Here is an 11,752-nt window from a genome sequence, read left to right on the forward strand (position 1 = left end):
TTGAGCTGGCACATCGATTGCTTAGTGAACATGTCCCCGACGTTATGTCAGGGTCGAAAAGACAACTAAACGTTCCAAATCAACTGGATTTCATCGATGAGCACTCTCACTCTGTCAACGATTCGACAGAACCTGTCGAAATTTGACCTCTCCGGACTCAGTATTCCGGTGGTGGTGCTCGTCATCATGGCCATGTTGATCTTGCCTTTGCCGGCGCTGTTGCTGGACTTTTTGTTCACCTTCAACATTTTGATCAGCTTGGTGGTCATCATGATCGCCATCGGCACCCGCAAACCCCTCGAATTTTCTTCATTCCCCACCGTGCTGTTGTTTGCCACCATGTTGCGCTTGGCCTTGAACGTGGCCTCGACCCGTGCTGTGTTAGTTCATGGCCACGAAGGTGGTCATGCGGCTGGCAAAGTGGTGCAAGCCTTTGGCGAGTTCGTGATTGCTGGTAACTACGTGGTGGGCTTCATCATCTTTTCGATTTTGATGATCATCAACTTCATCGTGGTGACCAAAGGTGCCGGCCGTGTGTCTGAAGTGAACGCCCGTTTCACCTTGGACGCGATGCCTGGTAAACAAATGTCCATCGACGCTGACTTGAACGCCGGCGTGATCGACCAAGACACCGCCAAAAAGCGCCGCGCTGAGTTGGCCCAAGAATCTGACTTCTTCGGCTCCATGGACGGTGCTTCCAAGTTCGTGAGCGGTGACGCCATCGCCGGCTTGTTGATTTTGATCATCAACTTGGTCGGCGGCTTGATCATCGGTGTGGCCCAGCACGACCTGCCTGTGGCTGAAGCCGGCAAGATTTACACCCTGTTGACCATTGGTGACGGCTTGGTGTCGCAAATTCCATCGCTGTTGCTGTCCTTGGCCACTGCCATCATCGTGACCCGCGTCACGACCGCTGAGTCGATCTCTGAGCAGGCGTCTGACCAGTTGTCTAACCCCAGCGCTTTGTTCATTTCCTCCGTCATTTTGTTGATCTTGGGCATGGTGCCCGGCATGCCTCACCTGATGTTCATCGCTTTGGCCGCCGCCGCTGCCGGTTTGGGCTTGATGATCATCACCCGCGATGTGCAAGAAGAGCAGGCCGAACAAGCCGTCAAAGACGCTGTTGCGCCTGAAGCCCCCAAAGAACTCGACTGGGACGATGTGGACCAAGTCGATTTGATTGGTTTGGAAATTGGCTACGGCTTGATTCCCCTGGTCAACGTCGAGACCGGTGGCGAATTGATGACACGCGTCAAAGGCGTGCGCAAGAAGCTGTCGGCTGAACTCGGTTTCTTGGTGCAGCCTGTGCGCATCCGTGATGACTTGAACATCGACCCTGACGCTTACAACATCGTGCTCAAAGGCGTGGTGCGTGGCAAAGGCGAAGTCAAAGTGGGCCGCGAATTGGCCATCAACCCCGGTCACGTGTACGGTCAGCTCGAAGGCATCGCCACCCGCGAACCCGCGTTTGGTTTAGAAGCCGTTTGGATTGAGCCCTCACAACGCGACCAAGCCCGCACCTTGGGCTACACCGTGGTCGACGCGGCCACCGCCATTTCCACCCACTTGAACAAAGTGCTGCGCGAAAACGCCTCTGACTTGTTGAGCCACGACGAAACCCAGCAACTGTTGGATAAATTGGCAGCCAAGTCGCCCAAGATCGTCGAAGACTTGGTGCCTGGCAAGTTATCGCTCGGAATCTTGACACGCACCTTGCAGAATTTGTTGTCCGAATCCGTGTCGATTCGTGACATGCGCACCATCGCCGAAGCCTTGACCGAAGCCAGCACCCGCACCCAAGACCCTGAGCAACTCACCGCCATGGTTCGCCCCAAGCTGGGTCGCATGATCATGCAAAGCTTGGTTGATGCCGACAGTGGCTTGCAAGTGATGACCTTGGAGCCATCCCTGGAACAGTTATTGCATAACGTCTTGCAACAAAGCCAACCTGGACAAGCCGTGGTGATGGAGCCAGGGTTGTCTGAGAACTTGTTTGCCAGCTTGCGCGAAGGCGCACGCACGGTAGAAGAAATGGGCCACCCCGCTGTGTTGGTGGTGTCCCCTGTGATTCGTGGCTGGCTGTCCAAAGCTGCCCGTTTCCGCGTGAACGATTTGACTGTGCTGTCTTACAGCGAAATTCCGGACGATCAGGCCGTCAAAGTGATCCACACCGTGGACGCCAAAAGCCGATAACCCGACAACAACAAATAAGACAGAGTGAGCTGACCTATGGAACTGAAACGAATCCTCGCCCGCGATACACGCGCAGCCAACGAAAAGGCTGTGGCTCAGTATGGGCCCGATGTGCTGATCATCTCCAGCAGCCAAGTCAATGGCTTGACCGAGTTGATCGTGGCTGTGGACTTGTCCCCGTTGACGCCCGAGGAGGCCGAGCCGTTCATCAAGAGCGAATTTACCCAGTCCAAAGCGCCTGCTGGTAAGTTTGATGTGCTGTTGGGTCAAACAATTGACCAAAACAAGCGCCAATCCCGCGAGCGTCAAGCCACCCAAGTGGCTCAGCCTTTGATTGAAGTGAAGCCTCAAGTGGCGGCCAAGCCCATTGCCAAAATTTCGGCCCCGCAAGTGGCGAGCCCTGTCAAAGAATCCACACAACAGGCCGAAGACGCGCACGACGCCTTGCGCGGCCGCGAAATCGTCGCCTTGGTGCGTGAAGAACTGGCTTCTTTGCGCCGCGAATTCAAACTCGGCCAACAAATGGCCGCTTGGCAAGGCAGCGTGCCTCTGCCTGCCGCCTTGTCGCCTTTGCGTGATGCCTTGAACGACGCCCCCATTCCTGTCGCGTTGCGCGCCTTGTTGATGGACTGCATCAAAGACCACGACAACCTATCCGACGCCATGGGCGCTTTGCAACGCCAACTCAGCCACGCCGTGGGCCAAGCCTCTGCGGCCACGCCGCTGTCTGGTGTGCATGCTTTGGCGGGTCCTTCGGGTGCTGGCAAGTCTTTGATGATTGCGCGTTTGGCCCAAAACGCCGCGCTCGCGCACGGCAGCGAACAAGTGGTGGTGATCAGTTTTCACGACCAACGTGCTGGCGCTTGGAGCCAAACGCAGTTGCTCAGTGCCCAGTCGGGTGTGGACAGTTTCCGCGCCACCAACGCCGCCACCTTGAAGTTGCTGCTCGAAGAGCACAGCAACCGCCAATTGATTTTGATCGACACCCCCGGCGTGCAAATGAACGAGCGTTTGGCCGACCTGCGCAGCATGAATTTGCAGGTCCAATGCCACGCCGTGGTGCCCGCCGATGCCTCCGCCGCCAACTTGCGCCGCGTGTTTGAAAATACCGACAACACCTGGGCGTCGTTGATGCTCAGCAAGCTCGACGAGTCCAACCAACCTTGGGCCTTGTTGCAGTTCTTGACCGAACAAACCGTGGCTGTGTCCGCGGCCAGCACCGGCGACCGCACTGCAGATTTGGTGCAAGACTTCGGCCTGACCGATTTGGTCAAGCGCGCCTTGGACAACCTGCCGCTGCCAAAGGTGGAAGACCACCCCCACGCTGCGCGCAACGCCGCTTTGAACGACTTGGCCAGCTCTAAATTGGCGCAAATCGCCGCCCGCTTTCAACCCGAAACCACAGGCCTGACCCATGAGTAAGCACCATAAAACTGAAATCATCGGCATCGCCAGCGGCAAGGGCGGGGTGGGTAAAACCACCACCTCCATCAACTTGGCCGTGGCCTTGCGCCAAATGGGCTTCAGCGTCATGTTGTTTGACGCCGACTTGGGCTTGGCCAACGCGCAAATCGCACTCGGTGCGCGCGCCGAGTACAACTTGGGCCACTTTTTGGCAGGCCAAAAGACCTTGCCAGAAATCATGGTCACCACACGCCAAGGCATCAAACTGATTCCGGGTGCGTCGGGCATGCAAGAGTTGGCGGGCTTGAGCCAAGTGCAAGCGGCCAGCATCGTGCAGTCGTTTGGCGCTTTGACTGACGATGTGGATTACTTGATCGTCGACGTGGCCGCCGGCATCTCGCCCTCGGTGCTGTCGTTCTTGGCAGCGTGTCAGCGTCGTTTCATTGTGGTCAAAGACGACCCCTCGTCGATTGCTGATGCCTACGGCACCATCAAAATTTTGACCAAAGAAATGGGTCTGGATGAGATCTATTTGTTGCCCAACATGGTCAACACCCAAAGCGAAGGCTGGAAGCTTTATAAGAAGCTGAACGACGTGTGTGTGCGTTTCTTGGGCGAGTCGGTGCACTACCTCACCTCCATCGAGAGCGATGAAATGGTCTTGCGTGCCCTGAAAAAATACCAATCGGTGCTCGAGCTCGCTCCCGGCTCTGCCGCTTCGCGTGACTACATGCGTTTGGCCGAGGCCTGCACCCATTTGCGACCTATTGACCACCCGTCGGGCGGCATGCAATTTTTCATGGAGCGACTGATGCAAAACAGTTCGTCGGAATCATGAGCCCACGTTCCTCTGTCAACATGTACAAAGCCTGCGCCCCCAAAGGCGAGGACTTGGTGTTGGCCCACCTTGGCTTGGTCAAGCGTGTGGCGCTGCACCTCAAGGCGCGCATTCCGGCCTTCATGGAGCTCGATGAGCTGATCCAAGTTGGCATGATCGGCTTGCTCGAAGCTTCGCGTGCCTTTGACCCTGTCAAAGGCATCGAGTTTGAGAACTTCGCCCATAGCCGAGTGCGCGGCGCCATGCTGGACGAGGTGCGACGTTTATCGTTTTTGCCACGCTCTGCGGTGGCCTTCAACAAAGAACACAACACCACGGTGCACGCTTTGGCTGCCGAGCTGGGTCGTGCGCCCAGCCAAGCGGAAATTGCCGATTACATGGGCAAAGACCTCGAAGAGTTTCACAAAGAACGCGGCAAAGCCAAGCGGTTTGAGACCTATTCGATGGAAGTCGTCACCGAAGAGGTGATGAGCATTGCCGACGACGCATCGCAGCAGCCCGATGTGATCGTGGAAGAAGCGCAGTTCATGGACGCGGTGACCGATGCGATTGCCCAGTTGCCCGAACGCGAACAGTTGGTCATGCAGTTGTATTACGTGGAAGAGTTCAACCTGAAGGAAATTGGTGAGACCTTAGGGGTCAGCGAATCTCGGGTCAGTCAAATTTTGTCATCCGTGGTCAAAAAGCTGCGTGGCACCTTGAAAGTGGAAGGGTCGGAGGCCGATCAACCCGCTGCGAGGAGACGCGCATGAGCAACTTCATGATGAACGTGGTGTCGTGGGTGCTGCTGTTGCTGGTCATCCTCACGCTGTATTTGATCGACAAGGTCAATCAATTGACCAAAATGCATGAAAACGCCGCCAACGCCAACGCTAAAACTGAGACAGAGGCACCGGTTGCCCCTGCACCACCCAGCGATATTTTGTTCAGTGGCCTCGAAGGTAAAAAACTGTGGGACGCCATGAACGGCAAAGAGGTCGAGGGTTTTGACACCAATTTGGTGGCAGCCTTGCGCCCCCATTACGAGCCCATCTTGCGTGCCCACATCACCGCTACGTTTCAAGACGGCGTGAGTGATGCGGCGGGTATTGAAAACCGCGTGCCTAACTCGGAACGCCAAATTGAAACAGCGCGTGGCCACATTCAGTCGTGGTTACCACCTCAGCACTTAGGCAGTATTTACCGCAACGCTCGCGAGTACGGTGGCGATTACGCCAAAAACCCAGACCCAGATGTTCTAGACCGTCTGAAGCAAACCATCGACAGCGTGGTGGACATGATGTACCAACGTGTCGGCATTCCCAACGACACGCCGTATTCCCAGTTCTTATTCAAGAGGCCAGGCCAGCCTGGTGAAGCCAGTGCACCGGACGATGCCGTCTTGGCCTTGACCGATCAAACCGGCCAAGCCGAGGTGCTGGAAGGTGGCAATGCCTTGAACGCTGGCTTGGTGCAAGCGTATGAGGACCAGCAGCGGCAAGATTTGGCCACCGACACGGTGACCGATGTGCCTTTTAACGAGCCGGTTGCCGCTGCAGCCAAGACCGCTTAAAAATGCACAAGATCTTCATTGTCAAGCCCTCAAGTTTTTTGACACCCTTCCGATACTGTCTGTGTCAACCAGAGAAACACAGGAGCTAATCAGATGCGAGCCAACATGCGTGCCATTCAAAGTTATGGCAATGTCAAAGTCACCACAGGCGTAGCCACGGCTAACAACGTGCAGCTCATTCAAATGTTGTTTGACGGTTTGCTGGAGAGTTTGTCGACCGCTCGTGGTCACATCCAGCACAACAACATCGCTGAAAAGTCCAAAGCGGTCGCCCGCGCCAGTCGCATCGTGATTGGCTTGCAAGGCGCCTTGGATTTCGAAAAAGGCGGCGACTTGGCCAGCAACCTCAACGAGTTGTACAGCTATGTGACACGCCGTTTGTTCCATGTGAACGCCCATAACGACATCGCCGTGTTGGACGAGATTCATGGTTTGATGCGCGAAATTCGCGATGCTTGGGAGGGCGTGCCTTCCTTGGTGCCAGCCAGTACCCGAGCTACAGGCTTGATGAACTGAAATTCAGTTAATCTTGCAGGTTGTTAGGATTGATAAAAACAAGCGCACCCGAAGTGTTCGAGGTGCGCTGACCTGCATGGGGAGTGTTAGATGATTTCGATTGTTGGCGTTATTTTGCTGTTTGTCTGCGTGTTCGGCGGTTTCGTCGCCCACGGTGGTGACATGGCACCCATTATCAAAGCCGCACCGGGTGAGTTGTTCATCATTGGTGGGGCGGGCATTGCTGGCATGGTTTCGGGCAACAGTCTGTCTATCTTTAAAGCGGCGATGGGCGGTTTTGGCCGTGTGGTCAAAGGCCCCAAGTACAAAAAAGACGACTACGTCGCCATCATCGCGGTCATCTCCAAATTGATGAAAACGCTCAAGGCCGAAGGCGCGGTGGCCATGGAGTCTCACGTTGAAAACCCCGAAGCCAGTGCGATCTTTGGTGAATTTCCGAAGATGTTGAAAGACCACGGCTTGACCGGTTTGATTTGCGACACCATCCGCTTGATGGTGGTGTCTTCAGGCACATTGAGCCCTTACGCCGTCGAAGACGTCATGACCACGTCCATCAAGGTTCACCATCACACCGAATTGAAAGCCGCCGAAGCTTTGGCCGCTTTGTCTGGCGCCTTGCCTGCGCTGGGCATTGTGGCTTGTGTGCTGGGTGTGGTGAAGACCATGGGTGCGATTGACCAGCCTCCACCTGTGCTGGGTGCGCTGATTGGTGGCGCCTTGGTGGGCACGTTCTTGGGCGTGTTCATGGCTTACGGTATTTTCGAGCCCTTTGCCGGTCGCTTGAAGCAAATCATTGATGAAGATGGTGAAGTGCTCAAAGTGGCTCAGCAAATCATTTTGGGCAACATGCATGGCTACCCTGTGCCGTTGATCATCGAAGGCGCCCGTGTGTGTATCAGCCATGACTCTCAGCCCTCGTTTGGCGAAATCTTTGATGCGCTGAGGAAGTAATGGCGGATGAAAAAGACGCCGCCGTAGCGGTCGTACCTGAAGGCGAGGCGGCGCCAGTCGTTCCGAAGCCGCCTGCCATTCCCGAGGAAGTCCCGGCAGCGCCCGCGCCGGTGATCATCATCAAAAAAATCATTGATGATGGCCATGGCGGGGCCCACGGTGGCGCTTGGAAAATTGCGTTGGCCGACATGATGACGGCCATGATGGCCTTCTTTTTGTTGATGTGGCTGCTCGGCGCTTCCAACGAAGACCAGCGTAAAAGTATTGCCGACTACTTCAAACCCACCTCCCAAAGCATCGTCACCATGGGTAAATTGGCGGGATCGAACGGCATGTTTGGTGGTACGTCCATCATTGACCCCGATGGTTTTCCGTTTTCAGCCAAACAAACCGGCCTGTTGGAACGTTTGACACCCCGCTCAGAAGGCGGCCCCAACCCCAGCACCGAGCCTGGTCAGGAAAATCAAAACCCCTATTCCGACCCCGACAAGCTGTCGGAAGAACAGAAAAAAGAAGTGGCTGCTGCCAAAGAGCAAGCCGACTTTGCCAAGCTCGAACAAGAAATTGAGCAAAAGCTGTCGCAAAACAAAAAGCTCGAGGGTCTGAAAGACCAAGTGTCGATCACGCGTGACAAAGACGGTTTGCGCATTGAAATCATCGACAAAGCTGACTTTGCGATGTTCCCCAGTGGCGGCATGACCATGCAGGGTAAGGCTTCTAGCTTGATCTCCGAAATTGCGGCGTCGTTGGCTGAAATTCCGAACAAAGTTGCGATTCGTGGCCACACGGACAGTGTGCAGTTTCAAAACCCGGAAGGGCGCAACAACTGGTCGTTGTCGGCTGAGCGTGCTGAGGTGACGCGTTCTTTGCTGGAGAAAAAAGGCATCAAAGAAAACCGTTTCGCGCGCATTGAAGGCGTGGCTGATACCGACCCCTTCAACCCGAAAGATCCGCGCGATCCGCGTAACCGTCGCATGAGCATCACCGTGCTCTACAACGACAAAGACTAGAGGCGTGTCAGCCGAGGCTGACCTCGGTTCAAGCGACTGACCGCAGGTCGTACTTGTTGATCTTCTCGATCAAGGTGGTGCGTTGCAAATTGAGCAACTTGGCCGTGCGTGACACATTGCCCGAGTTGCGACTCAAGGCCTGCTCAATGATGCTGCGTTCGATTTGCGCCATGCGCTCTTTGAGCGACAAGCCTTCTGGCGGCAAATGCGGCATGCCTTGGGCCAGCATGATGATGCCTTCAATGTCGTTCTCGTCTTCTAGGTCTGGTTGGTCATCCAGCTCAATCAGCACTTCAGGGGGCGGTGTCATTTCTAACTTGGCCAACAAGGGCGCAATCGCTTGCAATTCGGCTTGGGCCGAGATCAAGCCCTTGGGCAGCAGTGTGGGCGGAATGGCGCGCAGCTCCAGCTCTTGGCCCGCGTACAGGGTGCTGAAACGGTCCACCAAGTTCGACAACTCGCGCACATTACCCGGCCACGGGTACTTTTGCAAGGCTTGCAAAAAGTCAGGCTTGAACGTGATCGGAGGCTTGCCAAAGTTGACATGTTTTTTGGCAAAAAACGCCAGCAACTCAGGCACATCGTCTGGGCGTTCGCGCAGAGGGGGTGTCACCATAGGCAACACATTGAGGCGGTAGTACAAGTCTTCGCGGAAGCGGCCAGCCGCAATTTCGGTTTCTAAATCGCGGTGGGTCGCGGCGATCACGCGCACATCGACGTTGATTTGACGGGTGCCACCAATCGGGTCTACCGTGCGCTCTTGCAGCACGCGCAGCAGCTTGACCTGCATGTCCAGCGACATGTCGCCAATTTCATCCAAAAAGATGGTGCCGCCGTGGGCCAGCTCGAAACGACCAATGCGGTCGGCCACGGCGCCTGTGAAGGCGCCTTTGCGGTGGCCAAACAGTTCGCTCTCCAGCAAATCTTTGGGGATGGCGGCGCAGTTAATCGGCACAAAATTGGCACCACAGCGCTCAGACTCATCGTGCAGCAAGCGAGCCAGCAGCTCTTTACCGGTTCCACTTTCGCCGGTGATCATGACCGTGGCATTGGAGTTGGCCATGGTGGCCACCAAACCGCGCAGCGATTGAGCGGAGGTGCTGGAGCCAATAAAGTGAGTCATCTGTTTCATGTCAAAAATTCCTACACATGATTGTCGAGATCCCCAAAATTGCAGCAAGACAGCAAAAGTATTCATTCTTCAATTTATTAAAGATGCGTGCCTTCGCACCGAATCTAGGGGGAGACCTGTTTAAGGAACACGACATGAAACGCATCACAGTTTGGACTGCCCTCGCAGTTACTTTGTTTTTGAGCGGCTGCTCCGCTTTTAAATTTCAACACGTCCACGAGCACCAAGGGTTGCCGGCATCTGAGGCCGACAACAAACCGGCCACCATGATCACGCCGATGACGGAAAAGCGTGAGACTTTGATGGCAACGGGGTATGCGGTGATTAGTATTCAAAATCACCGCAACCCAGCACAGCAACGTTTGTTGGCCATCCGTGCATCGAAACTTGACGCCTACCGCGCCTTGACCGAGCAGGTGTACGGCCAGCAGTTAGATGCCAGCACGACCGTGGCCGACATGACGGTGATGAGCGACACCTTCCGTGCCCGTGTGGAGGGTGTCATTTTTGGCGCCGTGTTGGTCAGCATCACACCCGTGGGTGACGACACCTACGAGACCACCATGTCCTTGGACCGTGGCGTTGTGAACGATCTGCGCACGCTGTACATCGCCAGCTTGAACAACAAACGCCGCTGATGCGACCCGTTTGGAGACCTGTGCCATGAACTTTTTGCGCTGCATGCCCTTCTTGCTCGCTGGCTTGAGCCTTTGGCAGGGCGCGCGCGCGGCCGACCTGAGCCCTGAGGAGCGTTTGAAAGCGATCCGCAGCGCGTTGGTGGAAACCGCCATGAAAGCCAACACCCAAGTCACCGCCACCAGCTGGATGGAGACCAATGGGGCGTTGCGTGAGTTGAACCGTTTCAGCTCCGAGATCCAGGTGCGCGATCTGCGTGTCAAGTCTTACTCGCGTGACGCCAACAACGAGCCACAGGCTGACATGGGCGATGCCAACGCGCAGGCCGTGGCCCCCAAACGATGTGAGGCCACACAGGCCAAGGCGCCGCTGATGCATGTCATGTCCGTCGGTGTGGACTTGTCGCCCAGTTTGCGACCTGCACAACGCTTTCAAGCCCAGCAAATGGGTCGAACTGCACGCGCTCGTTTGCTTGAAGCGACCAGCCAAGCCCAGCACTGGCGCGTGATGACCGACGCGGTTCACACCCGTGCCTACGACCGCAGCAGTTACGGCCAAGGCGAAGAACATGTGCAGTGGCATTTGCAATTGACCTTGGCGCCCGCCCCCGAAGGCACCACCACCGATGACCTGTCTGGCTTTGTCTTGAAGTGGCAAGTGCGCGGCCCAGGTGCGCGTGGTGCATGGCTGAGTGCCCAAGACACGGTGTTGACCTACCCCCAAGCCGACCGTTTGGGGCAGCCCAAAATCGACCTCGACACCGCCGATGCCATTGCCCGCTCTGTGGCCGGCTTGGCCCAACAGCTCGACAAGCAATTCGCCTGCGATCCCCAAAGTTTTGCGGTGTTGCAAGACGTGCCGGGCAAACTCACCCTCAACGCGGGTGGCACAGCGGGTCTGCGGGTGGGCGATAAACTCATGTTGGCCGACTCACGGGTGCTGCCCAAACATGCCTTAGAAGGCGGTGCGTTAGACGCCGCGGTGCTGGCCGAGGTCAAATCCGTCAGTCCTTACCAAGCTGAATTGAAGCAAGTGGCCGGACAAGCGCAAAAGTTTCGCGGCACCTGGGTCGCTTGGCCTTACACGTACTGATCAACAAGTTGACACGGAGAATTCTCATGACCACGTTGCCTGTTTACCTGCGCGCATTGTTGGCGACAGGCCTCATGGCTGGCGCTGCCTGGGCCGCTGAGCCTGCGGGCAAGACCTACACCGTGCAAGCCGGTGACACAATGGACAAAGTGATTCGCCAACATTTGGCGGACAGTCCTCTGAAAAACGAAGTTTTGCGCCAAGCTCTGATGCAACAAAATCCGCAAGCTTTCACCCAATCTACGCCGCGTGTGTTGATCGCGGGTGCGGTGTTGCGTCTGCCCAGCAACGAAGATTTGCTGCGCACGCAGTTAGGGGCCAGTGGCAAGGCCTCTGCCTCCGCCCCAGCGGGCAACACCTGGGCGGGCGGCTACTCCACCCGCGACATGAACATGAACGAGCGCAAAAACTGGGTGCGCTTCCCTTAA

At 56.2% G+C, this 11,752-nt stretch carries 12 protein-coding genes; 11 read left to right on the top strand and 1 reads right to left on the bottom strand.

Features of this window, described 5'->3' with window-relative positions; translation table 11 throughout:
• Window positions 1-96 precede the first annotated feature (96 nt).
• The 8 genes from flhA (at window position 97) to B9Z42_RS13985 (ending at window position 8,464) form a co-directional block, all read left to right on the top strand.
• Window positions 97-2,193, top strand: a complete 2,097-nt coding sequence (gene flhA / locus B9Z42_RS13950; RefSeq protein ID WP_100134009.1) for a flagellar biosynthesis protein FlhA — start codon at window positions 97-99, stop codon at window positions 2,191-2,193.
• Between the two features lie 36 nt (window positions 2,194-2,229).
• A complete protein-coding gene (locus tag B9Z42_RS13955; protein ID WP_100134010.1) occupies window positions 2,230-3,615 on the top strand; it encodes a hypothetical protein in 1,386 nt (461 codons plus the stop codon).
• Entirely contained in the window at window positions 3,608-4,435 is an 828-nt protein-coding gene (locus B9Z42_RS13960) for a MinD/ParA family protein (protein ID WP_100134011.1), read from the top strand. The genes B9Z42_RS13955 and B9Z42_RS13960 overlap by 8 nt, the downstream gene beginning before the upstream one ends.
• The gene (fliA, locus tag B9Z42_RS13965) at window positions 4,432-5,187 is read left to right on the top strand and encodes an RNA polymerase sigma factor FliA (protein ID WP_100134012.1); all 756 of its coding nucleotides are present in this window, start codon (window positions 4,432-4,434) and stop codon (window positions 5,185-5,187) included. The genes B9Z42_RS13960 and fliA overlap by 4 nt, the downstream gene beginning before the upstream one ends.
• Window positions 5,184-5,987 carry a hypothetical protein gene (locus B9Z42_RS13970; protein WP_143474098.1) on the top strand — a complete coding sequence of 268 codons (804 nt, stop codon included), beginning with the start codon at window positions 5,184-5,186 and terminating at the stop codon, window positions 5,985-5,987. The genes fliA and B9Z42_RS13970 overlap by 4 nt, the downstream gene beginning before the upstream one ends.
• A 93-nt stretch (window positions 5,988-6,080) precedes the next feature.
• Window positions 6,081-6,503 (top strand): flagellar export chaperone FliS, encoded by a 423-nt coding sequence (gene fliS / locus B9Z42_RS13975; RefSeq protein WP_100134014.1) that lies wholly within the window; start codon window positions 6,081-6,083, stop codon window positions 6,501-6,503.
• Window positions 6,504-6,593: 90 nt separating this feature from the next.
• Window positions 6,594-7,454: a motility-associated protein gene (locus tag B9Z42_RS13980; RefSeq protein WP_100134015.1), complete on the top strand. Its 861-nt coding sequence runs from the start codon at window positions 6,594-6,596 to the stop codon at window positions 7,452-7,454.
• Window positions 7,454-8,464: a flagellar motor protein MotB gene (locus B9Z42_RS13985; RefSeq protein ID WP_100134016.1), complete on the top strand. Its 1,011-nt coding sequence runs from the start codon at window positions 7,454-7,456 to the stop codon at window positions 8,462-8,464. Before B9Z42_RS13980 ends, B9Z42_RS13985 begins: the two co-directional genes overlap by 1 nt.
• Window positions 8,465-8,492: 28 nt before the next feature.
• Here B9Z42_RS13985 and B9Z42_RS13990 read toward each other — a convergent pair whose 3' ends face one another.
• Complete coding sequence (locus B9Z42_RS13990) at window positions 8,493-9,596, bottom strand: sigma-54-dependent Fis family transcriptional regulator (protein ID WP_100134017.1); 1,104 nt, start codon at window positions 9,594-9,596, stop codon at window positions 8,493-8,495.
• A 134-nt stretch (window positions 9,597-9,730) separates the two neighbouring features.
• Between B9Z42_RS13990 and B9Z42_RS13995 the strand changes: the two genes are divergently transcribed.
• The 3 genes from B9Z42_RS13995 to B9Z42_RS14005 are packed head-to-tail and all read left to right on the top strand — an operon-like array spanning window position 9,731 to window position 11,752.
• A complete protein-coding gene (locus tag B9Z42_RS13995) occupies window positions 9,731-10,234 on the top strand; it encodes an LPP20 family lipoprotein (RefSeq protein ID WP_100134018.1) in 504 nt (167 codons plus the stop codon).
• 25 nt (window positions 10,235-10,259) lie between these two features.
• On the top strand, window positions 10,260-11,324 hold the full coding sequence (locus tag B9Z42_RS14000; RefSeq protein ID WP_100134019.1) for a hypothetical protein: 1,065 nt from the start codon (window positions 10,260-10,262) through the stop codon (window positions 11,322-11,324).
• Window positions 11,325-11,350: 26 nt separating this feature from the next.
• Complete coding sequence (locus tag B9Z42_RS14005) at window positions 11,351-11,752, top strand: FimV family protein (RefSeq protein WP_100134020.1); 402 nt, start codon at window positions 11,351-11,353, stop codon at window positions 11,750-11,752.

Source organism: Limnohabitans sp. B9-3, assembly GCF_002778325.1.
Taxonomy (GTDB): domain Bacteria; phylum Pseudomonadota; class Gammaproteobacteria; order Burkholderiales; family Burkholderiaceae_C; genus Limnohabitans; species Limnohabitans kasalickyi.